At 44.8% G+C, this 26,524-nt stretch carries 23 protein-coding genes and 2 tRNA genes; 8 read left to right on the top strand and 17 right to left on the bottom strand.

Features of this window, described 5'->3' with window-relative positions:
• Positions 1 to 128: 128 nt before the first annotated feature.
• Positions 129 to 608: a hemerythrin domain-containing protein gene (locus tag JFC06_RS03795; RefSeq protein ID WP_193004919.1), complete on the bottom strand. Its 480-nt coding sequence runs from the start codon at positions 606 to 608 to the stop codon at positions 129 to 131.
• A gap of 62 nt (positions 609 to 670) precedes the next feature.
• Here JFC06_RS03795 and JFC06_RS03790 point away from each other — a divergent pair, with 62 nt between their 5' ends.
• The 5 genes from JFC06_RS03790 to JFC06_RS03770 all read left to right on the top strand — a co-directional run bounded on the left by JFC06_RS03790 (position 671) and on the right by JFC06_RS03770 (position 7,038).
• Entirely contained in the window at positions 671 to 1,111 is a 441-nt protein-coding gene (locus JFC06_RS03790; RefSeq protein WP_198334023.1) for a CopD family protein, read from the top strand.
• Between the two features lie 604 nt (positions 1,112 to 1,715).
• On the top strand, positions 1,716 to 3,299 hold the full coding sequence (locus JFC06_RS03785; protein WP_198334022.1) for a glycosyltransferase family 2 protein: 1,584 nt from the start codon (positions 1,716 to 1,718) through the stop codon (positions 3,297 to 3,299).
• A gap of 204 nt (positions 3,300 to 3,503) precedes the next feature.
• Positions 3,504 to 4,745, top strand: coding sequence for a glycosyltransferase (locus JFC06_RS03780; protein WP_198334021.1), 1,242 nt, complete (start codon positions 3,504 to 3,506; stop codon positions 4,743 to 4,745).
• Between the two features lie 2 nt (positions 4,746 to 4,747).
• Positions 4,748 to 5,950 carry a hypothetical protein gene (locus JFC06_RS03775; protein WP_198334020.1) on the top strand — a complete coding sequence of 401 codons (1,203 nt, stop codon included), beginning with the start codon at positions 4,748 to 4,750 and terminating at the stop codon, positions 5,948 to 5,950.
• Positions 5,951 to 6,024: 74 nt separating this feature from the next.
• Positions 6,025 to 7,038: a glycosyltransferase family 2 protein gene (locus tag JFC06_RS03770; RefSeq protein ID WP_198334019.1), complete on the top strand. Its 1,014-nt coding sequence runs from the start codon at positions 6,025 to 6,027 to the stop codon at positions 7,036 to 7,038.
• 59 nt (positions 7,039 to 7,097) lie between these two features.
• On the opposite strand, the gene JFC06_RS03765 is transcribed toward JFC06_RS03770, so the two are convergent.
• The 13 genes from JFC06_RS03765 to JFC06_RS03705 form a co-directional block, all read right to left on the bottom strand.
• On the bottom strand, positions 7,098 to 7,919 hold the full coding sequence (locus tag JFC06_RS03765; RefSeq protein ID WP_198334018.1) for a hypothetical protein: 822 nt from the start codon (positions 7,917 to 7,919) through the stop codon (positions 7,098 to 7,100).
• A gap of 37 nt (positions 7,920 to 7,956) precedes the next feature.
• On the bottom strand, positions 7,957 to 8,364 hold the full coding sequence (locus tag JFC06_RS03760; protein ID WP_198334017.1) for a PaaI family thioesterase: 408 nt from the start codon (positions 8,362 to 8,364) through the stop codon (positions 7,957 to 7,959).
• Between the two features lie 51 nt (positions 8,365 to 8,415).
• The gene (locus JFC06_RS03755; RefSeq protein WP_193004911.1) at positions 8,416 to 8,958 is read right to left on the bottom strand and encodes a DUF3124 domain-containing protein; all 543 of its coding nucleotides are present in this window, start codon (positions 8,956 to 8,958) and stop codon (positions 8,416 to 8,418) included.
• 43 nt (positions 8,959 to 9,001) lie between these two features.
• Complete coding sequence (locus JFC06_RS03750; protein WP_193004910.1) at positions 9,002 to 9,703, bottom strand: potassium channel family protein; 702 nt, start codon at positions 9,701 to 9,703, stop codon at positions 9,002 to 9,004.
• Between the two features lie 73 nt (positions 9,704 to 9,776).
• Positions 9,777 to 11,540, bottom strand: coding sequence for a TrkH family potassium uptake protein (locus JFC06_RS03745; protein ID WP_198334016.1), 1,764 nt, complete (start codon positions 11,538 to 11,540; stop codon positions 9,777 to 9,779).
• A 187-nt stretch (positions 11,541 to 11,727) separates the two neighbouring features.
• Positions 11,728 to 12,663 (bottom strand): DMT family transporter, encoded by a 936-nt coding sequence (locus JFC06_RS03740; protein ID WP_198334015.1) that lies wholly within the window; start codon positions 12,661 to 12,663, stop codon positions 11,728 to 11,730.
• A gap of 84 nt (positions 12,664 to 12,747) precedes the next feature.
• A complete protein-coding gene (locus tag JFC06_RS03735) occupies positions 12,748 to 13,170 on the bottom strand; it encodes a tetratricopeptide repeat protein (RefSeq protein WP_198334014.1) in 423 nt (140 codons plus the stop codon).
• 206 nt (positions 13,171 to 13,376) lie between these two features.
• Entirely contained in the window at positions 13,377 to 13,865 is a 489-nt protein-coding gene (locus JFC06_RS03730) for a M48 metallopeptidase family protein (protein ID WP_193004906.1), read from the bottom strand.
• Positions 13,866 to 14,063: 198 nt separating this feature from the next.
• Positions 14,064 to 16,109, bottom strand: a complete 2,046-nt coding sequence (betT, locus tag JFC06_RS03725; protein WP_198334013.1) for a choline BCCT transporter BetT — start codon at positions 16,107 to 16,109, stop codon at positions 14,064 to 14,066.
• A gap of 238 nt (positions 16,110 to 16,347) precedes the next feature.
• The gene (gene betA, locus JFC06_RS03720; protein WP_198334012.1) at positions 16,348 to 18,048 is read right to left on the bottom strand and encodes a choline dehydrogenase; all 1,701 of its coding nucleotides are present in this window, start codon (positions 18,046 to 18,048) and stop codon (positions 16,348 to 16,350) included.
• Positions 18,049 to 18,152: 104 nt separating this feature from the next.
• The gene (betB, locus tag JFC06_RS03715) at positions 18,153 to 19,655 is read right to left on the bottom strand and encodes a betaine-aldehyde dehydrogenase (RefSeq protein WP_198334011.1); all 1,503 of its coding nucleotides are present in this window, start codon (positions 19,653 to 19,655) and stop codon (positions 18,153 to 18,155) included.
• A gap of 191 nt (positions 19,656 to 19,846) precedes the next feature.
• Positions 19,847 to 20,422, bottom strand: coding sequence for a TetR/AcrR family transcriptional regulator (locus tag JFC06_RS03710; RefSeq protein ID WP_193004902.1), 576 nt, complete (start codon positions 20,420 to 20,422; stop codon positions 19,847 to 19,849).
• A 1-nt stretch (position 20,423) separates the two neighbouring features.
• Positions 20,424 to 20,768 carry a DMT family transporter gene (locus tag JFC06_RS03705; protein ID WP_193004901.1) on the bottom strand — a complete coding sequence of 115 codons (345 nt, stop codon included), beginning with the start codon at positions 20,766 to 20,768 and terminating at the stop codon, positions 20,424 to 20,426.
• A gap of 496 nt (positions 20,769 to 21,264) precedes the next feature.
• Here JFC06_RS03705 and JFC06_RS03700 point away from each other — a divergent pair.
• From JFC06_RS03700 to JFC06_RS03690, 3 genes are all read left to right on the top strand, one after another.
• Positions 21,265 to 21,340 (top strand) — tRNA-Asn (locus JFC06_RS03700).
• Positions 21,341 to 21,546: 206 nt separating this feature from the next.
• Positions 21,547 to 21,876 (top strand): CopG family transcriptional regulator, encoded by a 330-nt coding sequence (locus JFC06_RS03695; protein WP_193004900.1) that lies wholly within the window; start codon positions 21,547 to 21,549, stop codon positions 21,874 to 21,876.
• A gap of 343 nt (positions 21,877 to 22,219) precedes the next feature.
• Positions 22,220 to 22,945, top strand: a complete 726-nt coding sequence (locus JFC06_RS03690; RefSeq protein WP_227670146.1) for a hypothetical protein — start codon at positions 22,220 to 22,222, stop codon at positions 22,943 to 22,945.
• Positions 22,946 to 23,029: 84 nt separating this feature from the next.
• On the opposite strand, the gene JFC06_RS03685 is transcribed toward JFC06_RS03690, so the two are convergent.
• From JFC06_RS03685 to JFC06_RS03675, 3 genes are all read right to left on the bottom strand, one after another.
• A tRNA-Ser gene (locus JFC06_RS03685) sits at positions 23,030 to 23,120 on the bottom strand.
• A 92-nt stretch (positions 23,121 to 23,212) separates the two neighbouring features.
• On the bottom strand, positions 23,213 to 24,364 hold the full coding sequence (locus JFC06_RS03680; RefSeq protein WP_227670145.1) for a type I glyceraldehyde-3-phosphate dehydrogenase: 1,152 nt from the start codon (positions 24,362 to 24,364) through the stop codon (positions 23,213 to 23,215).
• A gap of 159 nt (positions 24,365 to 24,523) precedes the next feature.
• Positions 24,524 to 26,461, bottom strand: coding sequence for an AAA family ATPase (locus JFC06_RS03675; protein ID WP_198334010.1), 1,938 nt, complete (start codon positions 26,459 to 26,461; stop codon positions 24,524 to 24,526).
• Positions 26,462 to 26,524: the final 63 nt, after the last annotated feature.

The raw sequence follows: 26,524 nt of genomic DNA, 5'->3' as shown, positions 1-26,524 counted from the left end.
TCTACGCTCGACGGCAGGTAGACAACACTTTGTGCAAGCAGGGTATTTGACTATTGATTGAGACATCATTGATAAAGCCATGTACTAAATAAGAAATCTACTTAAATAAGCTTTACATAATATTTCGTTTAGCGATTCTCATCTGAGCGTTTGATGCTATCTGGAATAGCAGCATAAATAGCATTCAATTCCTCTTTTGTGAGATAGCTCTCAACGAGCGGAAACAGCTCACGTTCTTCAAAACGAATGTGATCATATAGTAATGTGGCCAGTTTCTTGACTTGTGTGGCCGTGACTTGGTTGCTTTGATGTTGCGATGAACCTTCAACCTCTGACATAAGTATATGCAAGGTTTTGTGTTGCTTATCGAGGGCACTAAGCGCCAATGCCACATCAGGCTTAGAAACACTATAAGGTCGTAGAGCCTTAGCAATTAGGTTATCTTCAATCTGAAAATGGCTTTGCATCTCCTTAATATAAGATACAAGACTCAGCCAGTGCTTGGCAGTTTCTTTAGGCTCATCAGTACATTCTTTAGCGTGGCGAGATATATTCAGACCAAGATGATGTTGGCGAGATAGTGGCTGTAATTGTGCGGCACGTTTCATAACTAAATACCCCATCTAGTAGAAATAAGGTCGTTGTCATTGACCGTTAAGGATTTCCATCTATGCTTAACTATATACTAATACTACACTTATTAGGCGCAACTATCTGGACAGGTGGACATCTAATTTTGGCCTTGGTCGTACTACCAAAAGCGTTGTCATCACATAATATTGATGGTTTGCTGCAGTTTGAGCAGCTTTTTGAAAAGATCGGAATGCCAGCTTTAGTAGTGCAAATAATCACTGGATTTTGGATGGCCTACCAGATGTTACCTAATATTAGTTCATGGTTTAAACTTGACAATGATTTAAGCATTCTGATCAGTCTCAAGGTACTATTACTGCTAATGACTACCTTAGTCGCCTTACATGCTCGCTTTTATAGGATACCTAGATTATCTGCTCATACACTCAAGGGTTTTTCAGTCAATATCATCTTGGTGACTCTGTTTTCCGTTACCTTTGTGGTCGTGGGCACTCTCTTTCGCACAGGATTAAGCTAGTGGTTTGTTACTTTTTGCTATAAACAACATCTAGTTACCCCTCAACACTTAGATCGAATCCTAGTGTTAGCAATTTTCCGAGCAAACGCCTTTGTAGTATCCACACCCAACTAATCAATGGCAGCAGTATTTTATCTACCCATTGTCCATCGTCTAGTTTGAATGTTCATGTACATAGATAATAGACTTCATATCTTTCTCAATTATATGCAGGGATTAAACTAGGGCGTGTCCTCAATTCAATTGATGGTCATCTATATTGAAACCTCTTTCTACCTCTCAGCGTGCTCTTTTAATCTTCCTCTGAACCTAGATCTAATAACGATATCCGCTATTAAAGTCAGCGTATTTCTTATATCCATCTTTTACACTCTTCTCAATGCCAACAATAAATCATTGAATTATCTGTATTTTTACAAAAATTACTTAGCTTTACATTATTAAGGTTTCTTAAACATTTAAGCAGTAATTTCTTATCCAGCCCTAGGCTATGATATTTCTAACAAAGAACGGACGTATGTAAATTGGTAGATAAGGCTAGGGTTAATTTTCGCGATTATTCCTAATCAAATAGTACATGTTGAATGGTTTATAGGAAAAAATCATGGCGGCCAATAATGGTTTACGTTATCAGGAAATGCTGACAGAGGTAGCAGAGCTGCCTATGGAGCGCGCGCTACAAGACCATCATTCGCAAGCCAATATGACGATCTCCTTGAGCTTTCAATTAATGACCCGAGCTGAACCAGCAGAGTTGGTGATTGCCACTATTCAATCTTTGCTGGCAGTAAAAGCGCCTCATGACGAGATTATTATTGTCGATAACAATCACACTGAAACCTCACTATATCAGCCATTAGCCGCATTTTGCGCCAGCTTAGACCCTAAACTACAAGTGTATTTTTATCATATTGATGCCGTAGAAGGATTTAAAGCGGGTGCGTTGAATTTAGCCTTGGGATTGATGAATCCAAACTGCACCCATCTGGTCGTCGTCGATAGTGACTATCAAGCATTGCCACATGCACGCGTGTCAATGACCAACGCGATAAACCGCTATCCTAAACATACCTTAATCCAGTTCCCACAATTCTATCGTAGTGCGGGTCAAGCCGATATTCATAGTGAATTAAATCATTATTTTAACCATCACTTATACCGGCCGTTTAATCGAGACTGTGCGTTATCAACAGGTACTTATGCGGTGATCCGTCGCTATGATCTTTTGAAGTTAGGGGGCTGGTCAGGAGCCTCACTGACTGAAGACGCACAAATGGGCATTCTTTTACATCAAAAAGGGTTTTGCAGTACGTTTATACCAGAAGTCATTGCTACTGGTTTATTGCCCAGTACGTTGGATGATCTACTGTGCCAACGTCGGCGCTGGATCTACGGCAACATGCAAGTATTAAACAACTATGTATCGTGGCCGAGTCTGTTCAAAAAACCCAGACTCGTTAGCGATAAAAGCGTAGGAGAACGTTTGACTTATACACGTGCTCATCTCTCTCAGCTCAGTGCTTGGGTAAACTTCACAGGCTTCTTTATCTTCCTACAAATCTGTACGCTACTCGTTATTAGTATTGCCCTCTTTAACTTTAATCATGAGGTATCGTTACTCACTCCTCTATATCTGGTATACGCAAGTTACGCGTTTTTTTTAGTCCGGCGTTTATGGGCGTATTGCCAAGATGAGGCGCCGCTTAATAAACAAGTTAATAAAAACCATCAAACCAGTCTGCACACCAAACTACGTGCATGGTTGATGCATATCAATTTTTGGGAGCTTGGCACGTTATCTTGGTTACCCGTTTTATGGGGCAGCAAAAAACCCTTTATCTGCACCCCAAAAAAATCTGGTGTTTGCAAGGACAGCTCATTGCAGCTTAAAAACATAGCCGCGTTACCAAAACTGCTGCTGGTAGTAAACGCAGCGACTGCCCTAGTCGTCGCGCCTTTTTCACCCTTTTATTCGCCCGTGCTATTTATGTGTGCTGTGCTTATTTGTGTTTTAAAGCTATGGGCGGCAAAGGTTGCCCTTGATAATTTTGTGGCGACTGAGCCAAAAACGTCCAGTATCAGCGTGAATCACAAGCCTGCCGTGGTAAACGTGCGTCAGCACACCAAACCCATCAAAACAGATGAGATTGCGACTGCCTTTAAAGACAAAAAAACCATGAACTCTTAAAGCGCCTTAAGGCTTAACGTCTTAAACAACAATCACCTCTGATACTTATCAGTGTTACTTTTATCTTAATTCCACCGCGGTTTTTACTTTGAGGTTTATATGATTTGTGCCAACCCTCCTCATTTTGCAGATTCTGTTGACCTCGATAACACATGCTCTAGCCATCTCGATAACACATGCTCTAGCCATTTAGCCGACAAACCCTTGCGCATAGCAATTATCGCCCACTGTTTATATCCCATTGCCCAGCCTTACGCAGGCGGGCTTGAGATGATTACCCAACTGTTATGTGATGAGCTGGTTACTCAAGGTCATGACGTTTTGCTGTACGCTGATAAAGACAGTCGAACGCAAGCGACCTTAATCCCAATGTTGACACGGACTGAATTTGACAAGACTGTCCACGCGAATGAACATAAGGCACTTGGGATGAGTCGTGAGGAGATGTACCAATACGTACTCTATCAATACGTACTACGCGATGCCATTGAACGCGATGAGCGCGGTGAGATTGATATAGTCCATAACCACAGTTTGCATCATGTCCCAATGCTGACCGGTCAAGCCTTTGGCTCACGATTTATTACCACCTTTCATACGCCTATTTTTCCGCAACTGCGGCTAGCCCTTCTGACACTGCGCCATGGGACAAAAACCCAATTTACCGCCGTTAGTCAGCACCAGCAGCGGCTTTTTTCTGAGTACGTGTCATCACACGTTGTTTATAACGGCATCGACGTTGCATCCTTTACTGCTAACACTGACGTGCCTGTGGATGCTGGTTGCGATGATGAGGTGTACTTCTGGTACGGACGTATTTGCCCTGAAAAAGGCACGCATTTAGCGATGCAATACTGCATGGAAGCGGGCAAAAAACTCATCATTGCAGGTCCTAAAAGTAACGAAGATTACTTTAACGAGCAGGTGGCGCCATTATTATCTAAAGACCGTAAAAATAAAGCGCAACCACTGTTTGATTATGTCGGTCATGTCACAAAAGACGAGGTTAATCGTTATCTGTGCCAAGCGATCGCGATGCTATTTACCAGCACTTGGGATGAACCTTACGGATTGACTTTGGCTGAGAGCTTGGCCTGCGGTACACCAATCATTGGTTTTGATGTGGGTGCGAGTGCTGAAATTGTCACCCCAAACACTGGTGTTATCGTTCCTAAAGAAGATAAAAAGGCATTTATACAAGGATTTACTGAGGTTAAAAAACTATCGCGACAAGCTTGCCGCAAACGTGCTGTACAGTTTTGCTCAGTCACAGCCATGGTAAAAGGCTATCTAGCACTATATACAAAAACGTTAGAAAAAAGTCATCAGACGCCACCCTTAGCTACTCCAGAAAATCCACCTTTATCCCTGAACACTTTGAATAATTTGAACATTTCGAACACCAGTCAGCAGCAGTTAAGGGCAGACACGCAGGAGGAGCGATAATCATGCGTATTGGTTATTACGCCCATCATCATGGCTCAGGGCACTGTCGACAAGTAGACAAGCTTGCCGCACTCTTATCCACGAAGGAGCAAAAACAATTAACGGTATTCACCAGTTTGCCCTCAGAGGCTTATGCGTTTACCTGTATTGAGGAACAACAGATTGTCCGTCTTCGTGCCGAAGATGAACGTCCTGATGATGTCTTGAGAGGCCGTTCAGGCGCGCATTGGCAACCTGCCAGCCTGCATTATTCTCCGGTGGGTAATATCGATATACAAAAGCGCAGCCGGCAAATGCTAGAGACGATTTTTCAGCGTCAGATCGATGTGATGATTATCGATGTTAGTGTTGAAGTGGCCATGCTGTGCCGAGCGGCCAGTATCCCTTATCTTTATGTGAGGCTTCCCGGTATTCGCGATGATACGCCTCACCTAAATGCTTTTGCTGGGGCGCTAGCATTACTCTGCCCTTATCCTCGAGTGCTTGAAACCACTCTGACGCCTAACTGGGTAGACCAAAAAACGCTATACCTTGGTTTTATCAACAACCCCAAACCTGACGTTTCAACCTATCCTGATTTCATAACAACACTCATGACGTTGAGCGATGACAATAAAGCTCTTAAAGCTTCGTTAGCATCTGACCCTATTATCGTTACTGTCATCAAAGGCTATGGCGGCCATGAAGTCCTTGATAAGAAGTTACCTGAGTTGCGTCGTCTACTACCCACTGCTTTTATCATATCGCTCGGGCCGATAGCCGACGCTATGCGGCGCTATGTCGATATCGCCACTCAGGTAGATGACGTGACCCCCTTTATGCATCATAGTGACTACTTGCTTATGGCCTGTGGTCTGAACACCATCGCGCAAGCTTATTACTGTGCCACACCAGTAGTCGTTCTGCCGGATGACCGTCCGCATCAAGAGCAAGAAGTCATGGCACAAGCGTTGATCGCACAGGGACGTGCATTAAACTGGCAGCAATTTGTGCGCTTCATTCTCGATGATCGTCCCTATACCAATCCTGATGACCCAATTCAAACGCAGGCACAGGATAAATCAGATGATGTCCCGTCACCGCCCTACGCTGATAGCTTGCCCGCGGCCCAAGCCTTTATGAGTAGCACCATGACCTACTCGACTGCTAAGTCTTGGTTTAACGAGTGGTTGTTGCCTCAGCTTACATTAAGTCCTGAAACCTAATCTTAAACGTTGGCCTTGAACACAGATAAATGGCACTTTTAGCTTATTCATACGATAAAAAACGGTGACAACCGATGACCATAAAAACCCTATCCACTTCTCACTCTGTTGCTAAGCGTGCGCCCGTCACCGTTATCACGACTTGTTACGGACGCAACCGGCACCTGTACAACCTACTAAGCAGCTTAATGAATAGCCGTATTCAGCCTGCCGAAGTCATCATTGTCAATGACGATGCTGACCCCACACGCTTGGCTGAGTATGATTTAAACATCGTACAAATCGCCACCTCAGTGAATACGCCAGTCAGTAGCACGGCCAATAGATCCATTAACATTGACTTTGATATCGGTCACAATCGCAATCTTGGTGCAGCTCGTGCTTCTCATGACACGCTCATATTTTTAGACGTTGATTGTATCGTCGCACCAACGTTTATTGAGCAGCTAAAAACGAAGTTGCAGACACAACCAAATGGTTTGTTTATGGGACAACCGCGCTATCTGACGCGGCCGTTGTCAGAAGAAGAAGCCTTACAACTGCGAGATGGCACCCTCTCTATCTCTTATCTAAACAGACTGTCTGTTTACAATCCTTATCGTGATAATTTTGTTAAAAATGAACCCTGTATTACCAAAAAACAGACGATAGCGACTAAGCAAACGGCAACTAAAAAAACAGAAGATTACGGCGCATTTTGGAGTTTGTGCTTTGCGATTAACCGACCATACTTCGAGCAGATTGGTGGGTTTGATACCCAGTACACAGGGTACGGGGCAGAAGATACCGATTTTGCCTTTACGGCGCGGCAATTAAATATGGATTTTTATCTCACCGCTGACGTGGTTTATCATCAGCAGCACAGCGTCTATCGACCGCCTCTCAATCATTTAGATAGCATTATCATCAATGCCAATCGCTTTTACAGTAAATGGCAGTGCTGGCCAATGAATGGGTGGCTGTCACAATTTACTAAGATGGGCCTCATCAGTTGGAAGGTCGATCAAACCACCCCGATTGTGCTCATACGAAGACCCAGTTGCCATGAAATGGCGTCCGCTCATTGTCCGGATGCGCCTTACGTTTAAACCTTGATTGCTTGGCATCGCTCAGATAAAAACACCATTGCGAGGTGAATCTCGCCTACTTAATACTGACGAATAACTTCCACTTCTGGTGGCGGCGAGCTCATTTCTCGCCGCTCAAATTCCCAATTGTGTCCATGCCAAAAATGAGCCGTTTTGTCGTTATCATTAAACCCAAGCATTAATAGCTTTAGTGGTAGCACAGCTTTTTGGACATTTTGTAAATGCTCTCGAGCCGCGAGCAGCAACCGATATAACAGAAAACCTGACGAAGGTGCCGATGAATGAACATCACTAAAACAAGGATAGTCGGCAACGACTGGATGACGGTCTGACAACATGCTATGGTGCTGCGCGCTTTGCAACAACGCTTGTACGGCTGGTGGAATAATGAGTATGCGCTCGGAGGAGATGGGATCCTCACTCGGACTTGGGTCTTCATTTAGAGAGGGGAACTGGTAGGATTGATTGCTCAATAATATGCCTATAGGTGCAGACTTTGCCATCCGCTTCATCACTGACACGTTGTTACTGCGGGGCGGTAAGCCAAAATGCAACTTACTATCGCCAATCTGACGAAAAAATAACAATTTGGGTAATGCACTTGCTAATGGATGATTGGCAAAGAAATCAGGGTGTATAAAGTGATTAAACAACACCAAAACATCATCGGGCTGTAGCAGTTTTTCAAGTTGATCCGTACTGATAGAAGGATTGTTCGCGACAAATACAATCCGATTACTACGCTTTAACGCATCCTGAATATTGAGCGGCAAATTGATAAAGGCCGCCATCTCTTTGCTGACTTCGTTCACATCACGTTCACCGCCATTTATTATTAAACGTTCATTAAGCACTGAATTAAGAGACACTGAATTTTGCATAGTAGACGTATCCGTCCTATCTGATGAAAATCGCTCTTTAATTAGGGGGTACCGAATACGTGCCCACCACATGTGCGACCAAATCGCTTGTGCCTTCTGAATAAAGCGATACCTCACCCACGATAAGCGTGCGTCCTACTTTCATTAAGGTGCAATCAGCGATAATACGAGCGTTGGCCGAGGGTTTACGCAAAAAATTGATGGTCAGGCTCGTCGTTACTGTCAATGGAACAATACCAATTCTGCCAAGTATCGCCACATAGATGGCGACATCAGCGATGCTCATCAATACCGGACCAGAAACTGTGCCGCCAGGCCGCAGCTCATCCACTCCAATAGTGTGTGATAACGTCGCACCAGTGTCATCTACTGCCTCAACAACGCACTTGGTTTGTGGAAACTCTAGGGCCATAAAGGCGACGATCTCTTCCTTGGTTGCAGACATATCTCTTCCTTGAATTGAATTATTCTTAGTGAGGACTACCTTCCCCATTCATCAATGCACAACTGGCGTACCTTCTGTACTAAACGCAAACCCTTTATTGCTAAAATTTCCAATCATGACTGCTTCTATGACAGGTTTGACCGTTTCATCTATGCCTTCGACTTCGATAATAAAGTTCGCACCCGAGCCGCCTTTATCCTCTTCTTTTTCAACGATATAATTGAGCGTTGCCATCGCTGGCAGCTCGATGGGGGTGTTTAAGTATGACCTTATCAAGGTCCCATGGGTATCGTAGTAGTCAATTTTATTCACATAAAGTGATTTTTTTAGGGTAGTATTTCGGACGCTTAGAGTTGCTGACAGCAAGACTTTGCGATTGTCTTTATCGGTATAAACATCTGAGTAAATCGGCACATAAAAAGTTTGCTTGTAGTTAAGTTTACTATGATCCACGTCTGAGCTCATTTCTAACTCTTCAATCGGATCTTGTTGGTGCTCAGACATGACAACGTTCGGGTCTTGCTCGGACCGATCACACCCTGAAAGCAGTGTCATTGTAGCTACCAATAAGACGGACATACTGCGCTTATTCATAAGTTTTTCCTTTGCCTCGGCATGTCACTGCCATTACAAAACTTTACTTAACTTTTATCCCGACACTACGCAGAAACTGGTTGATATGCTTATTCGCGCCATAGATGATGAGGATATCTTTATCTTTCAATACTTGCTCAGGCGTCGCCAAACCTTGAATGCTAGGTTTGGTTTGCGTCCGCCCAAAGCTGTCTTCATAATACTCATAGCGCAGGGTACTAAGCAATCGAATATTAAACTTTTGCTCCAACTGTAAGTCATCGACCGTTTGACCAATCAAAGCGACTGGAATACTAATCTCCACCATACTGAAATGATCGCTTAGCTCAAACGAATCTACGAAGTAACGTAGCGACAGTCTTTTTGCCCAGCGTTTGGCGGCTTCTTTTTCCGGATGAATAATGTCATCCACACCGATAGCTTGTAGTACTTTTTCATGCAGGGGATTAATGCTCCGACTAATCAAACGCTTTGCTTTTAAGGTTTTAAATAGCGCCGTTGCCATGACATTTTCGCCTTGGTCCTCACCAATGGCCACGATGACAATATCGGTATTGCTAATCGGTAAACCATTAACAGTGTGTTCATCTGTGGCATCCATACAGATGGTGTGAGAAATCACCTCTTTATAGGCCTCGACCTTTTGCATGCTATTGTCAATGGCAATCACTTCATGACCTTGACGGGTCAATGCCATCCCAAGAGAGGAGCCAAAATTTCCTAATCCTACGATAATATATTTCATGACCTTTTACCTTTTTAATCGTTTTTTAAACTCTTTCTTAATAGCCAGTTTCAGATAGCCTATTTACAACGACTTAGTTAATGGTAATCTCTTCTGTCGGATAGCGATAATTGCGCTGGCGACTGTTTTTGAGCAGCGCAATAAAGATAGTCAGCATACTCACGCGCCCAACGAACATGATGACAGAAACCACCATCTTACTAAAATCTGATAGCTCGGCCGTCAAGTTCAAACTTAGCCCCACCGTGCTATAGGCTGAGAAACATTCAAACACCACTTTGATGAGATCAAGCTCTGGTTGGTCGTAACTGATGAGCGTCACACCCGTACCGATGACCAGTAGTGACAACCACATAATAGAAAACGCGCGGCGAATCGAGATTTCAGCGATCTGGCGTTTAAACACCTCCACCTTGGTCTGCCCACGGGCCAAGCTTAAGGTATTTAACAGAGCGATAGCGAAGGTACTGGTCTTGATACCCCCACCTGTGGAGTTTGGCGAAGCCCCAATCCACATCAAAAATATCGTCAACATAATCGTTGGAAACGCCAAATCACCCATATCAATCGTATTAAATCCAGCCGTTCTGGGGGTAGCAGCCGTAAAGAAACCTGTCACTAATTTGCCAAAAAAGCTAGTGTGATCAGCAAGCACATTGTTGTACTCAAACATCATCACACCAATAAGACCGATCAGTAATAAAACACCTGTCGTAATTAACGTAATACGGCTATTGATGTTCAGTAACCAAGGTTGATAGGCACAGCGCTGATCACTGCGGCGAGATATCAGCCGCTCACCAAGGTAACGCAAATAACGCAGCACATTAACGACAATGGTAAAACCCATGCCGCCAAAGATAAAGGTCGTGGCAATAATCAGCTGCAACGGATAATTAAAGCGTAGGGAGTCATCGTACAGCCCCGCGCTAAGAGTAGAGAACCCCGCATTACAGAACGCAGATATGGCGTGAAAAACAGAAAAAAACAGCTGCTCAGATAAGTCCATGTCAGGTATGTCATAAATACTGATATAAATGAGTGCCGCCGCTACCGCCTCAACGGCAAATGTCACATATAAGATAGACTTGAGCGTCGACACCACATTACCCATACCGCGCATGTAGGACATCTCACTGATACTTGCTTGGGTCTCATAACTGACACCGCCCTTAAAGAAGTAACTAAAGTAAGTCACAAACGTCAAAATACCTAAGCCACCAATTTGAATCAGCCCCATGATAATGACTTGCCCAAACGTCGTGAAATACGTCGCGGTGTCTACCACGATAAGCCCCGTTACACAAACGGCACTAGTCGCCGTAAAGAGCGCATCGACAAAGGACAACGGCTGCGTTGTTGCATTGGGCATCATCAGTAATAATGCGCCAACCAATACCACTGATAAAAAGCTTAAGATAAAAAACTGCGCAGGGTTTAAAAAGGTGCGTTTGAGATTAAAGTCGTGATCAGAAATCTCACGAATAAAGGTAACAAACACCGCAATCTTTATGGCAACGAAACCATCAACAGGGCCAGATAGACCTAAGCGCACTAAGTCCGTGAAATGCGCCACCAATAAAATAACAATGGCGATACTAGTAAAAAAATCAAAAACCGCTACCTTATTTAAAGTGAGCGGTTTTTTGGTGTAGAGATAGCGGCCTGCCGTCAAAACGAAGCCCAAAAAAATAATAGCCAAATAAAAAATATGAAAGACTTGTTGTAGCCATGTTGGTAAGGTAAAGCCACTATCTAGTAAAGCAACGGCCACCCCAATAAAGCTAATGGTAATCGTAATATTATTTAACAATCGATAATGTTTGGCTGCATTCATAGACTTAATCCACGATGAAATTAACCGCGACAATTGTACTCCCTTTTTTTACCATTCACAAAAAGTGGCGTTAGACAGTCGTAACCAATTATTAAACGGCTGAGACCCTCCATTATTCATAAAACAGGATGAAAACTGTCACAATCGTATAAAAATTATATGGGTCTCTCACCTGACATCCTGAATTTTAGCTATTTTCAGACGACATTTTTACCCCGCCCCATGTCACTAGCGCCACGCCAAGGGCGATCAGTGAGGCTCCTAAAAATAAACCGGCTGGCGGACTCTCGCCTTGTAAAAAAATAGCAACAGGCACACCAACGACTGCCCCGACCGAGCCCAATAAACTTAATAAGACTGGTCCACCTGTCTTTTGGAGGACAAACAGCAGTAAAAACTGACCAGCAAACACGCCTGCTTGGATAGTAATCACCCCCAGCGGCAGCCACTCCTTGATCGGTACGGTGACTGAAAAATTGGGCAATGCACTAAAGATGAGCAGCAACAGGGCAGCCGCCATTAACATGCCTGGAGCAAGGGCACTAGGAGACGCTTTATCAGGCCAACGTAACGTACGGTATATATTGCCAATGGCCAACAGCACAGGGCCGCATAGGGCTATCACAATCCAAAAAATACTGGCATCAGGTGCTGTAAACTTACGTATGGCCAGCACCCCTGCCCCCATCAGCGCAGCTGCCACACCCAAAGCTCGGATAATACTAAACCGCTCCATCCTCAGCGTTAGGGCGCCAAGATAGGTAAGCAAAGGAGGCAGCGAGATAATAAGGGCGACAAAACCTGCCCCAACATGCGGTATAGCGGAAAACAGCAATAAATTGGAACCTGCAACACTGATCAGGGCGGCAACAAAATAATACTCAAAGCTACGGGCACTTAAAGGAGGCAGCTCCTGCCTTATAAATGCAATGACCCATAAAATGACGGCAGCGCCCGTGATCGACCAAAAGAGAAAAGCAAGTGGCGTCACTCCTACTTCTCCTGCATATTTTGCTAAATTGGTAGAAATACCTATCAGGGCACCGCCAACCAATAGGCAAATAAAAGGAATGAGCCATGTATTCTTATTACGAAATGGCGGCGGCTTGGAGGAGTCGTTCATCAACTATCCTATTGGATAACTATATTGGCTATCACTTTGGGGTGTAACATTGGACAATCATAGCGATTTTTCTGAGTCAGCCATTTACTTAGCCAACAATTTAGCAAGCAGCTCATCTATCTCAACTTTAAATTCTTTATCTTCAATCTTATTGGCACTGATTTTGGCATCTTGTAAGTTTTTGATAGCCGCCTCTGTGTCATCCATCTCGATTTGTAGGACTGCCATAGAAAAAGCAATCGAGGACAGGTGGTCTTTTGAATTAATGGCCGTGGCTTTTGCGAGCGCTTTTTCATAAATGACTAACGCCTCGTCCAAATCTGCCGTAAAGTCCGCAAGCGTCTCCCACTGCTCTGGATGATCTTTATCAGTGTTTTCGTTGTCGATACAAAGGGCTTTGAGTTCGGCATAAAACGCATCAAATGCCGCTTGATTGCCTTTGCGGTCAGCTTCTAATAACTCTTCCGCTAAGGTATAAATGGCCTTGTATATCTTGGTATTAATCATTTTTTTCTCTATGTTTAATGAGATTATGTTTGGTGAGATGATGACAGTGTGTGTATGGGCTAAGCCACTGTTTATTCATAAGTACTTTTTATTCATAAGGACTTTATAACACGCAAGCGTAGCATGATTGACTATCGCAAGGCGCTTTTTTATCGTTGGCTCAAAAGCCAGCTTAAGCAGCATAGCCAGCCAGTTAGTTAGTCAAATCATCGTTCTTGCCAGTGCAGCCACAAGCGCGTATCTAGCTCGAACTGATGATAGTCAGGCTCCATATGACAGCACAACTGATAAAAAGCTTTATTGTGCTCGTGCTCTTTAAAGTGCGCCAATTCATGGACGACAATCATGCGTAAAAACTCAGGCGGCGCTTCTTTGAATAAGCTGGCCACCGTGATGCTGTTATGCGATTTAAGCTTACTGCCCTGTACTCGAGATTGCGTCGTGTGCATGCCTAAGGCGTGTTTGAGAACTTTTAATTTGCTACTGTAACTGACATTTGATAATGGTCCAATGTTGCGCATGTATTGGTTTTTTATCTCATTGATGTACTGATAAAGTGCTTTGTCACTCTGCAATTGGTGCTGATTGGGATATTTGTTTTCGAGATACGCCCCCAGTCTACCATCACTCATTAGCAGTGCGGCTTGAGTTTGAATTTGCTCTGAGTAATGAGCGATGTACTTTAATGTGGTCACAGGTTCGTCCTTAGCTCTTACCTTTGATTGGCTTATGTCTTTGACGTGTATTGACTGCCTCTTTCTATTTTACTTCATATTCCTTTCATCCGTTCTCAAAAATAAACCCCATAAGCCAAAAGTAGCTTATGGGGTTGTTATTTATAAATAATACTTAAACCTACTGTACATACATTTATAACTCAACGAAGCAGAGAGTTAACGCTCAAGATGTAAATACTGCAAGTGGCGCTCATACTGGTTTAAGATATCGACCAGTACTTGCTCTTTGGTATAGCCAACCAAATCGTACTCTTGCGAGCCTTCACTTAAGAACACCTCAGCACGATAATAATACTCTGCATGCTTGGTTGATGTGTTTAACGTAAAATTAGGACGCTCTGCTTTGATTAAATTCACCTCATACACAAAGTCGTCTTCATCACCATGCCCGACGCGCAGTTTTACGCCATCTATCTGACCATTATCTTGATCTATACCAGCATTGATATCTTCACCAATACTGGCAAGGTTGCGGATATCTAGAGAAGTTTTAAGACCACCTGCTGTGAACTCTTTGTCGACCTCAGTCATCGCTGGCATGACGACATTGTGCAAAAATCTTTCGACCTGTGCATGACTGGGGAAGCTGACAATGCGTTGCAAGCGTGCTTTCCAGCCTTTACCGCTGTCGAGTACATTGGCTGTACCAATCGTACTGGCTTTGCGTTTGTTGCCTTCTTCTTTTAGCGACTTCCACATTGACATCATATAGAGCACAAGGATAAGGGAGAATGGCAAGCCGGCAATCACAGACACTGATTGTAAGGAGGCAAAACCACCAGCAAACAATAAGCCTAACGTGATAAGACCTGTTGCTGCCGCCCAAAACAAACGCAACCAAACGGGTGCATCGGTATCATTGGTCATCCCTCTTGAGCTCAGATTTGCCAATACCAAAGCGCCTGAATCCGCAGAGGTCACAAAGAATACTAAGCCGATAACGACGCCTGCAAATGACAACACGTTACTGTAAGGAAAATACTCAAACAAGGCAAACATGCCCATCGCCGCGTCATTGACCGCGATTTCACCAAGCTCGGTTGCACCATTGGCCACTAAATCTATCGCTGAATTACCAAAGATAGAGAACCATGCAAAGATAAAGCCCAGTGGAATAAACATCACACCAAATACAAACTCACGCAAGGTACGACCACGGCTGATACGGGCAATAAACAAGCCTACAAACGGTGCCCAAGCAACCCACCACGCCCAGAAAAATATCGTCCACGCGGACTTCCAGTCAGCACCCGCTGTGCCATCATAAGCATACACATCAAACGTTTTTGCAACGATCGTTTGGAAGTATTGTCCAATATTTTGGGTAAAGGTATTCAACAGATAAACCGTGTTACCCATGACTAATATGGCAAGCAATAGTAGGATCGACGACAGCATATTGAATTCAGAGAGACGGCGTACGCCTTTTTCAACACCCGTCATCGCAGAAATAGCAGCAGCGGCAACGACACCCACGATAATGAGCGTCTGAACCATTTTGCTAGACTCAATACCGAACACGTGGGTCAGTCCAGCATTGGCCTGCAAAACCCCAATACCCAAGCTGGTGGCAATACCCATCAACGTACATACAACGCCAAAGGTATCAATACTATCACCAAGCCAGCCCTTGATTAGACGCTCGCCAAATATCGGGGTCAATGGCGACCGTAGCGCCAGCGGCATGTTTTTGCGGTAAGCGAAATACGCCAGAGCCATACCAATCAGTGCATAAATACCCCAACCATGCAGACCCCAATGTAAAAAAGTCTGAGCAAGCGCCTGACGCATGGCTTCTGCACTGGCAGGCTCAAGTCCCGTATGCGGGGTTAGATAATGCATCAAAGGTTCAGAGGCACCAAAAAACAATAGATCAATACCGATACCAGCCGAAAACAGCATGGCCGCCCAGGCTAGAAAGGGAAACTGGGCTTTTTCATGATCTTGACCAAGTTTGATGTCACCATATTTAGAAAAGCCAACAAAGAGCGCAAAGATGCTATAAGCGGCAACCACCAACATGTAATACCAGCCAAAGCTGGCTGAAACCCATGCCATGCTTGAGCTGAGTAATGCCTCACTATAATCTGGAAAAGCAATCGTCCAGATTATTAACAATATAGAAATAATGGCTGAGCCTAAGAACACCGTCTTATTTAAGCTTAGGGGTTTCGTCGCATCAACGGATGGCGAACTGTACATAAAAGACCTCAATAGGTAAATTAAACAGGGTCTGATAGTGCTTTGTCCGTGATAACTTCACAACCGCATGACGCACAAAGCAGTACCAATAAATGAAACGTTGTTATGGAGTTCACAACAGATACAAACACAACGATAACGTCAATACGGTATCGTTGATGAAAAAGACCTTTACTTAGAAAGGTCTTTTTTGTGACATGCTCTTACATGGTTATTTGGTTAGTCGTTTGGCAGCAGCTTATACAATAAGACTGTAATCGCGCATCGGCTCAGATCGCAGCGGCGCACCATTAGCCACATAGTAGTCTGCCGTCGAGCGTGGTAGCTGTACGCCGCGCATCTTATCGGCGATTTTTTCTGCGAGCATAATGGTGGTCGCGTTGAGATTGCCACTGATGATATTTGGCATAATTGACGCATCGACGACACGCAGGCCATCGATACCGTGTACCAGACCTTCACCATTCACCACCGCATCATTCCCTTCGCCCATCGCACACGTACAAGAGGGGTGGTAGGCGGTCTCACCATGTTCGCGCACATAGTCGTCTAGCTGCTGATCGGTCACTAAATCTTCGCTTGGTGATATAGCACGGCCACGGTAAGGGTCAAGCGCCGGCTGATGCATAATCTCGCGAGTGATACGCATGGCGGCTCGAAACTCTTGCCAGTCTTGCTCATGAGACATGTAGTTAAATAGGATACTAGGATGGGCTTTTGGATCTTTTGAGGTCAGCTTTACACGGCCGCGACTGGGTGAACGCAATGAGCCAACATGCGCCTGAAAGCTATGAGAATCACTGGCACTTCGACCATCATAACGAACCGCAAGCGGCAAGAAATGATACTGAATATTAGGATGTGTAAACTTCTCATCGGTACGGATAAAGCCGCCACCCTCAAATTGGTTAGACGCGCCCAGCCCTGTACCATTGAACAACCACTCGGCCCCAATCGCGGGCTTATTCCACCACTTATTAGCAGGCGCAATTGAGACCGGTAGCTTACACTCATACTGCATGTACAACTCCAAATGATCTTGGAGGTTATTGCCTACGCCTGGCAGATCCAGCACTTCAGTCACGCCCAAATCTTTGAGCCACTGTCCAGGACCAACACCTGAGCGTTGCAATAATTGCGGTGAGGCAATTGCACCAGAGGAGACAATCACTTCACGAGACGCATAGAAGTTTTTACTCTGACCTTCGTGTTCTACTTTCACGCCGACAGCACGCTTGCCATCGAATAAGATCACATCAGTCAGCGCGCCGGTCAAAATCGTGATATTGCTACGAGGTTTGGCACGATCGAGATAACCACGAGCCGTCGATGCGCGGCGACCGTTGGGCGTGACAAAGCGATCCATCGGACCAAAGCCTTCTTGCTGATAGCCGTTCAAGTCTTCGGTGCGCGGATAGCCCGCTTGCACGCCCGCTTCGATCATGGCTTGAAACAGTGGGTTCACCCCAGGCTTTGACGTGGTCATCTCAACAGGACCACCCGCGCCATGATAGTCATTTTCGCCAATGTCACGGTTTTCTGATTTTTTAAAATAAGGCAAGCAGTCCAAATACGTCCAATCCGATAAACCGTCTAGTTTGGCCCAATCATCAAAATCTAACGCATTACCACGGATATAACACATCCCATTGATCAGCGATGAGCCACCAAGCCCTTTGCCGCGACCACAGTCCATAACACGGTTATTCATGTACGGTTCAGGATCTGTTTTATAACCCCAATTATAAGTAGTCCCTTGCAAAGGCATCGCAAGCGCGGCGGGCATTTGGGTACGAAAATCCAATCGGTAATCAGGACGGCCTGCTTCTAACAGCAACACCTTAATATTGGCATCTTCGGTTAAACGTGTGGACAGCACATTACCTGCTGAGCCTGCACCGACAATAATATAGTCATATTCCAGGGTATTTGATGTCATAACATGCTCCGTAATATTGAAAAAAACGTCAATCGTTTAGTATCAGCAAGGTCGAATAAAAAATAATCAACCTTACTGCCTTATTTTTTTCTCAATACCAACGATTAAAATACCGACTCAAACGTCCCCAATTCTACTTGGATAGACTTGGTTTGAGTGTAATGCTCAAGGGCTTCAATGCCATTTTCACGGCCAATACCCGAATGCTTATAACCGCCGACTGGCATTTGTGCGGCTGACTCACCCCACGTGTTCAACCAGCAGATACCCGCTTCGATTTGTGCAATGACTCGGTGCGCTCTTGTTAAATCAGCAGTCACCACCCCAGCCGCCAACCCATACTCAGTATCATTGGCGCGGCGGATCACCTCTGCTTCGGTCTCATACGTCAGTATTGACATCACAGGACCAAAGATTTCCTCGCGTACGATGGACATATCATCATGGCAATCTGTAAAGACAGTCGGCGCCACAAATGCGCCTTTTGCAAGTGAGTCTGTCGTGACACGCTCACCGCCCGTGAGCAAACGTGCGCCACTGGCTTTGCCTTGCTCAATATAGCCAAGCACTCTTTCCATATGCGAAAAACTGACCAATGGGCCCATATTGACGCTTTCGTCCATCGGATCGCCAAGCTTAATACGCTCGACACGCGTCAAGATGGCTTGCTCAAATTTGGCTTGTAACGCTTTAGGGATAAACACTCGCGTACCATTGGTACATACTTGACCGCTGCTATAGAAGTTGGCCATCATCGCGATGTCAGCGGCGGTATCGATGTCTGCATCATCAAATATAATCAACGGGGACTTACCACCAAGCTCGAGCGTCACGTCTTTAAGAGACGATGTTGCTGCACTCGACATGACTTTTTTACCCGTCGGTACGCCGCCCGTAAACGATACTTTGGCAATATCAGGATGCTGAGTGAGTGCTTCGCCCACTTCATAATTACCTTGTACCACGTTGAAAACGCCATTTGGCAGTCCCGCTTCTGTCAAGATTTCTGCCAGTTTTAGTGCGGTTAAAGGCGTGACTTCTGATGGCTTAAAAATCATCGCATTACCCGCGGCCAAGGCTGGAGCGGCCTTCCACATAGCGATCTGGATGGGATAGTTCCATGCGCCAATGCCTGCCACCACGCCCAGCGGCTCGCGGCGCGTATAAACAAAACTGCTGTCACGCAGCGGAATCTGGCGACCCTCAATCATTGGCGCAAGCCCTGCATAGTACTCCACCACATCAGCACCCGTAACGATATCCACATATTTCGTCTCAGAGAGCGCTTTGCCTGTGTCTTTGGTTTCCAGTAACGCCAGCACATCATTGCGCGCGCGTAGTATGTCAACTGCGTTCAGTAAAATACGGCTACGCTCAACGGGCGTCATAGCAGCCCAAATTTTTTGACCTTGCTGTGCGGCTTGTACCGCCTCATTAATCTGCTCATGGGTGGTTTGCTGAATGGTTGCCAATACCTCGCCCGTCGCCGGATTAATGTCTTCAAAGGTGGACAGTGACTCATCGACAGCCAAATAACGGCCGTTGATATAGGCGGTTTGCACTTTTTCTAAATCAATGATGTCTGTTACGTTTTTTGAATCTGTCATAGGTTCTCCTTACGACGATTGGCCGCGCTGTTAAGAATGAATCGCGCAAACCAATGAATTCGTCATTACTTAAGTATTGGGATAAAATTTATGGGATATTTACTGACTAAGTATGCCGTTCATGTTTTTGACGGTTGTCTTAGCGAGCCTGTATAAACCGTGCGTTAAACTTATTTATCCATGTTTTCATCTTATTGATCAAAGTCACGCTGCGTCATTTGTAGCAAACGAGCACGTAACGACTTTTTATCCGATATGTTGATGCCTGAAAAATCAGAGAGCCAAATACCATCAGCGACCAGACGCACCATACATAACGTTTCGGTATTATCAGTGGCTTCATGTTTTTTCAGTTGTTCATTTGCCCACTGCGCCCACAATTCACGCATCTCACTGTCGCCTAGCATCAATACATATAATGTTGCCTGATTATCAAACTCTTTTTGTCCCTTCTCGCCTAGGCTAATAGTGGCATCGATATAGGCACGGGTAAAAGAGCCATAACGCACAGGATCCTTGGCCATTGCTGCATCCACTTCTGCCTCAAATTTGGCCATAGCGTCATTAAACACTTCGAGGATCAGCGCATTTTTGGTGGCGAAGTGATGCATCACGCCCCCTTTAGTCACCCCTACTGCATCAGCAACTGCTTGAAAAGTGACCTTAGACAAACCCTGCTCTAACGTTATCCTTGCGGCTTGGTCAAGGAGCGCGCGGCGAATGACTTCTGGTTGTTTTTTACGCTTATAAGCATTTTCCATTTCCATCTTAGTGCACCATAGACTTAGACAATAAATTCATCACCACAACCCCACTCACGATCATCGTAATCCCCACCACGGCTGCTGCATCGAGGCTTTGCTTAAACACCACCACGCTAACGAGCGATGTCAGCACAATGCCCAGTCCGCCCCACAGCGCATAAGCAATACCAAGCGGTATGGTCTTGAGCGTCTGCGTTAATAAGTAAAATGAGATGGCATAAAGCACACCCATGATTAAGGTTGGTACCAAACGCGTAAACTGCTCTGACTTTGCGAGAAAGGTCGTACCAATCACCTCACAAATAATGGCCATGGCAAGATAACCATAAGCAATAGTGGTAGGACTCATAGTTAGGTTACCCATCTCAAATGAAGCATATAGTAAAAAGTATGATAAAGAAACCACATGGTCGGTATTTTATAGAAAGTTTTCAGTAATGTGAAGGGTAAGTTTATGATTTCTTGGTTTAAATACCATAAAAATGGCTTTAGCGGCCAAAAAACAAACCGTTTTTCAATCAAATATCGCTTTATAAGGACCTATCTGGTACTAAAATTTTAGAGGAGCAAGGTGGCTAAACAGAGCAACCAATAAGGGTGGTGAGTCGTTGAATAAATAAGCCAGCATGTTGGACGTATCCGTTGACCGAGGGAGCGCATAGCAAGGGCTAATAAGCCCTTTTTGCCAGATTGCGATAATATTTATAATTAATGTCATAATAAGGTTGACAGCCCATACCGACTTGGCTAAAATGTGCCCCACATAACGCAAACAAGCCAAGTAGCTATCCTTATTTAAAGCTTCTTGTACAACGCTTAAAACACTTGCTGTTATGACAACTTATTCTCCAATAGCTCAGTTGGTAGAGCAACGGACTGTTAATCCGTGTGTCCCTGGTTCGAGCCCAGGTTGGAGAGCCATATACTAAAAACCTTCATCACTATTTGATGAAGGTTTTTTTATGGTCGCAGCTTTTATCTTTAATGACTGTCATGTCTAACGACGAGAATATTAGCGCGGCCGTGGTGTTCTTTTAGGTATTTTTGTTGTATGGTAAGGTTAGTCTTGATTGGGTTAGTTTTCGTCTGATTGCTTTACTCCTACTCACTAAAAGTAATGGTTTATTATGATACCTGTACGTGTAAAAAATAAATTTTCTGATCATCCGCAAAAAATCATGCGCCCGATCAGTGTACGTTTGTCTGAAGAGATGATTGCGCTATTAGAAACGACGTCGTCAGAGTTGGGTTTTAAACGTATCCAAGGGCTTATTCGCCTATACATTCGTCAAGGTCTTGATCGTGACCATCAGGATTATACGCTAGCGCACGATGAGGTTTTTATCGAAACGTTGCGTAAACGCGGTGTCAGTCAACACATTATCGATGAAGCGATTGTCGTGACTCACAATAATAATATTTCTCACCCTTTGTCAGAGCTGCAAGACAACGAGTAAAAAGGCTATTAAAAGGCTCACATTAAAAAATATGATTTGATGGGGTTAGAGCCAAAATACGTAGGGCTTCTCACAAAAAAGACTAAGTATGCCGATGCGCACTTAGTCTTTTTTTGTGGGTGTATAAAACAGTAAACGCACCCTCATGCACGATTTTTTATAAACCCGCTGCTTTATATGTCTCTTTACGTTTTTCTTCGTTAAAGACAAAGACACACATCTCTGTGTCTCTCGATTAAGTTGACTACAGTATTTAGCCATAATTAAACACAATACATCGATAAACGCGGTATATTAAATAAGTAGTCATTAGTATTATTCAGGGTTTACTAGGAGGTGCACGATGATGGAATTACATCAACGTTTCAGCAAAGTATTGTTATTAACGGGCGCTTTAGCGATGCTAGCGCTCGCTCCTGCCTGCTCGCCGCCACAAATTGATCCAAGCAAAAAGACCATACCGACCGACTCGGATCAATGGCAAAAAGAGCTGGGCCCAACGTTAGAGCAACTGCCTGAATCCGACCAGCAGCTGCTCAGTCGCTATATGCTAAGAATGAAGCTGAGCGAAGCTTATGAATCAGGAGCGATGCCGCGCACCACCATCAAGCAAGCCCTCATACAGCAGCGTGAGTATGAGCGCTTGCATCCAAATAATCCAACGGGTCAAAAAAGCCCAATCGCCACAAACCAGCACGCCCTAACCGCAAAGTACCCTGTTGCCCTCCTACCCGTTAAAAGTAGCGATAGCGACAGCTTAAACCAAGTAAAGTTGCAGTTTATGCTCTCAAATCACGGTGATATTGCCATTCAGAGCTTTAAAGGCACACTAACCATGCAAGACATCCATCTAAAGCAAGGTAAAAGCTTTAGTGTCCCTCTAACAGACTTCGATCCGCCTATTAAGCCAGAACAATCTGGCAAAATAATCATTGAAAGTAGTATTGAGGATATCAACGTCATGCGTGCCATCAGAAACACCAAAGATATGACGATTGAGATTACTGAAGGAACACTCGTATTAGAAGACGGTCAAAAAATTAAGTTTGGCGAATCGCTAGTGAAATAACAGGTGTGGTTTGGCGCGTTGAGGTTGATATAGAAGACACAATAAAAAACCCCCAATCATTGCTGATTGGGGGTTTTTCGAATTTGGCGGAGACGGAGAGATTCGAACTCTCGAAGGGCTATGAACCCTTGTCGGTTTTCAAGACCGGTGCATTCAACCGCTCTGCCACGTCTCCATTGGTGCATCATTATATAGATATCATTTTATAATGCAAGCCTATAATTCAAAAAATTTAAATTAATTTTCTAATACCTTGTTATCACTGCTTTATCGCGTACTTGAAGCGAGGTGTAAGCACATATCTAGCAGTCTATTGGCATAGCCCCACTCGTTATCATACCAAGCAAACACCTTATACTGATCCCCAACTTGCATCAGCTGCTGCCCATCAATAATAAGGGACTCTGTCTGATGGATAAAATCACTGGAAACCAACGGCTCATCGGTATACGCCATAATATCAAACAGGTGCGCTTGACTGGCAGACTTAAGGACCGCGCCAATCTCTGCAACACTCACATTGGACGTATCAAAGACAAAGGTGACATCAATGGCAGCCACATCAATAGTGGGTACCCGTATCGAATGACCATTTATTTTGCCAATCATCGCTGGCAGCACACGCTCTGTGGCAGCGATACTACTAGATGTGGTTGGAATAATATTGTAACCAGAAGCACGCGCGCGTCTTGGGTCACGATGCGCTTGATCCAGTACCGTTTGATCAGCCGTGACCGCATGAATCTCCGTCATCATGGCCGACTTTACGCCAAATGCCTTATCTAATGTATCGATCAAGGGGACCAATGCCTGAGTGGTACAAGAAACGCTGGAAATGATCGGCAGCTCACGCGTTAACGCCTCTGTGTTCACGCCCATGACGATACAGGCATCGACATCATCGAAAGGCGCGGCACCGATAATCACTTGCTGGGCGCCCGCCTCAATGTGCAGATGCGCTTGCTTATAAGAGCGAAAGTGCCCCGTACACTCAAGCACCACATCGACAGCCAGTGCCTGCCACGGTAACTGCGCAGGGTTGGGTTCTGAGAACAAATTGATACAGTACGTATAATTGTTTTTTGTCAGACAAAGCTGGCTTCTACTACCATCATCGGCGCCAATCGCCACAATATCCGCACTGACACCCAGTCGACTTAAACGCCCATGGGTACTATCAAACTTTAACAGGTGTAATAGGATATCAGCGGGTGCCAAGTCATTAATCGCCACAACGTGAATGGCTCGGCCCAACACCTCAAAGCGCTCTAGTAGCGCACGCAATACGTTACGCCCGATACGGCCAAAGCCGTTAATAGCGACTCTTAGTGGCTGTGTGTGCTCGCCCGTCACATGAAAAGCTGACGTCCCTACTGGATCAGAGGTCAATTGATAAGTGGCGCTAGAAAAATCAGGCATAACAAATGATCGCTCTAAAGGGGTATAAAAATTAAGCGCTTTTCCGCTCAATACGCTCTAACAGTTACTTGATACCATGGTTTTAACAACCTAGTTTTGACAACCTAGCGCTAACAACATGGTTCAATAACATCGTTTGTTGCTGTGCTTGGATAAACGTTATGGCGTAATAAAAATCAAGGCCAAGCGAATGGTATTGTAATCAATGCTCTGCTTGAGATGATCAAATATCGGACGCAGTTTAACACTACCATCGTCATTGAAATCATTTGGGTTATTAGCGACCTTAATCGCCACATAGGCATTGCCCACTGCTGTCACTACTTCATCCTCTGGACGCAAATGATCACAAGCCAAACTTGGATCTTGCGACTTTAGCTCACCAATATGACGCATGATGGTCGACTGTGACAGTTGCCGTGCTTGTGATATCTCCGCAATGCTCAAACTTTCTTCTAATAACAGCCGTGTCGCTAAAAGCGTGCTGTCTGATTTGTCAGAAACTTGATTGCCCAGTTTCTGTTTTTTATTTAGCTGAGCCTGCTGTTGCTCGCGACGCTTTTTTTGTAGATTGGCATAGGCGTCAATCACTGATTTACTCAGCGTCCCACCCGATTTAAGGATAAACTTCTCATGTGCCTGTGTCATGCTGTCTTCATCGAGCATCGCATAATTGGCATCGGCTTCTGCAGACAGCACCAAAAAGCGCTTATCTGCACCGCGTGCCAGTGGATCGAGTTGCAAGCTCATGTCATTCATACCGAGCAGCTGCAAACCTGCCAGCGACTTCAGCCGTGATAGTGCCACATAACCCTGACCCAGCTCAAACGTACGCGACAAGTCAATCTCAGCCGCCTCCAGTGTCATGCCTTGTGACTTATGAATGGTAATCGCCCATGCTAGGCAAAGCGGTACTTGCTCATAGCTCGCCAACACCTCGCCTGTCTCATCTTCGATGATCCACTCTTCAGGCTCTGCGATGACCTCGCGCCCCGAATTGAGCCTGACCACTGGCATTTTTTGTGTGGTTGATTTTTTGGTCTTTGGCTGATCGACGTCTTTTTTGGCAGCGCTTTTTTTATCTTTAGGGGTGTCTTTATCATCGCCATTGTTGTGATGAGTGCCGTCATCATCTTCGATTAACGCCTCACTATCATCCTTACTGTCCTCAATCTTAACGGCGGCAAAGCCTATCAGCTCACCCATCGTGCCGTTAGAGACACCCAGCTCGGTATTGTTTTTGATAAACATCACCTTAGCGCCAACTTTCAAAACCAGCTCATCTTGGGTACGTACGGTTTTTTTCAACGTCTCAACCAGCTTACTATCACCAGTCGATGTTGCCTCAAAGCGCCTCATTTCACCAGACAGCGCCGCCAGCTCTTTATCATTGATTTTATTGACATTAAGGTTATGCGTATAAAGTCGCGTACGCTTGATATCGACATTTTGATCAAAGGTGGCTTCTAGCGCAGCAATCGCCTCAAAAGTCACTTCCTGACGACGAATTTGATTCAAGATATCATCTAAATCAAGGCCGCCATTGGCCGCCTCGCTAACCTGTCGGTGCTGCTCAGACAAATAGCAAATGTGAAATTTAGCATCGAGCCAAGCTTCTGACATAAAGGCGAACTTCTCACGGTTGGTCTCGCCCTTGCTGCCAATCGGTGGTAACTGAAAAAAGTCCCCTGCTACCACCACTTGAATCCCGCCAAACGCCGTGTCGTTTTTACGTACATGCTTGAGTACTTGGCTCACCAAATTGAGCTGTTTGGCGTGGAGCATCGATATTTCATCGATGATGAGTACAGCGGTGTCTTTTAGTCGGTCGGCCAAAAACTGTTTACGCGATAAATTGCTCAAATCTCGATCTGAGAGCTCATCCTTAATGCCTATTCCCGACCAACTATGTATGGTCGTGCCGCTCATATGAGTCGCAGCAATACCCGTACTAGCAGTCACCGCCACAGGCACTCGTCGCGCCCGCAAATAATCAATGTATTGATTGAGCGTATAGGTCTTCCCTGAACCTGCTGAACCAGTTAAAAAGACATTTTGACCTGTTTTTAAGATATCAAGAGCAGAAGATTGACGCATATATCCAAACCAACCAATAATATAAGTAAAGAAAGCCACAACGTGTTTATTTATAAATGTTTT

Origin of the sequence: Psychrobacter namhaensis (assembly GCF_016107545.1) — a bacterium.
In the GTDB taxonomy this organism is placed as follows: domain Bacteria; phylum Pseudomonadota; class Gammaproteobacteria; order Pseudomonadales; family Moraxellaceae; genus Psychrobacter; species Psychrobacter namhaensis.
This window is presented reverse-complemented; position numbering and strand designations above follow the sequence as displayed.

Coding starts and splice junctions, on each gene's coding strand:
- JFC06_RS03795 (WP_193004919.1), bottom strand. CDS start 608: ATGAAACGTGCCGCACAATTACAGCCACTATCTCGCCAACATCATCTT.
- JFC06_RS03790 (WP_198334023.1), top strand. CDS start 671: ATGCTTAACTATATACTAATACTACACTTATTAGGCGCAACTATCTGG.
- JFC06_RS03785 (WP_198334022.1), top strand. CDS start 1,716: ATGGCGGCCAATAATGGTTTACGTTATCAGGAAATGCTGACAGAGGTA.
- JFC06_RS03775 (WP_198334020.1), top strand. CDS start 4,748: ATGCGTATTGGTTATTACGCCCATCATCATGGCTCAGGGCACTGTCGA.
- JFC06_RS03770 (WP_198334019.1), top strand. CDS start 6,025: ATGACCATAAAAACCCTATCCACTTCTCACTCTGTTGCTAAGCGTGCG.
- JFC06_RS03765 (WP_198334018.1), bottom strand. CDS start 7,919: ATGCAAAATTCAGTGTCTCTTAATTCAGTGCTTAATGAACGTTTAATA.
- JFC06_RS03760 (WP_198334017.1), bottom strand. CDS start 8,364: ATGTCTGCAACCAAGGAAGAGATCGTCGCCTTTATGGCCCTAGAGTTT.
- JFC06_RS03755 (WP_193004911.1), bottom strand. CDS start 8,958: ATGAATAAGCGCAGTATGTCCGTCTTATTGGTAGCTACAATGACACTG.
- JFC06_RS03750 (WP_193004910.1), bottom strand. CDS start 9,703: ATGAAATATATTATCGTAGGATTAGGAAATTTTGGCTCCTCTCTTGGG.
- JFC06_RS03745 (WP_198334016.1), bottom strand. CDS start 11,540: ATGAATGCAGCCAAACATTATCGATTGTTAAATAATATTACGATTACC.
- JFC06_RS03740 (WP_198334015.1), bottom strand. CDS start 12,663: ATGAACGACTCCTCCAAGCCGCCGCCATTTCGTAATAAGAATACATGG.
- JFC06_RS03735 (WP_198334014.1), bottom strand. CDS start 13,170: ATGATTAATACCAAGATATACAAGGCCATTTATACCTTAGCGGAAGAG.
- betT (WP_198334013.1), bottom strand. CDS start 16,109: ATGTACAGTTCGCCATCCGTTGATGCGACGAAACCCCTAAGCTTAAAT.
- betA (WP_198334012.1), bottom strand. CDS start 18,048: ATGACATCAAATACCCTGGAATATGACTATATTATTGTCGGTGCAGGC.
- betB (WP_198334011.1), bottom strand. CDS start 19,655: ATGACAGATTCAAAAAACGTAACAGACATCATTGATTTAGAAAAAGTG.
- JFC06_RS03710 (WP_193004902.1), bottom strand. CDS start 20,422: ATGGAAATGGAAAATGCTTATAAGCGTAAAAAACAACCAGAAGTCATT.
- JFC06_RS03705 (WP_193004901.1), bottom strand. CDS start 20,768: ATGAGTCCTACCACTATTGCTTATGGTTATCTTGCCATGGCCATTATT.
- JFC06_RS03695 (WP_193004900.1), top strand. CDS start 21,547: ATGATACCTGTACGTGTAAAAAATAAATTTTCTGATCATCCGCAAAAA.
- JFC06_RS03690 (WP_227670146.1), top strand. CDS start 22,220: ATGATGGAATTACATCAACGTTTCAGCAAAGTATTGTTATTAACGGGC.
- JFC06_RS03680 (WP_227670145.1), bottom strand. CDS start 24,364: ATGCCTGATTTTTCTAGCGCCACTTATCAATTGACCTCTGATCCAGTA.
- JFC06_RS03675 (WP_198334010.1), bottom strand. CDS start 26,461: ATGCGTCAATCTTCTGCTCTTGATATCTTAAAAACAGGTCAAAATGTC.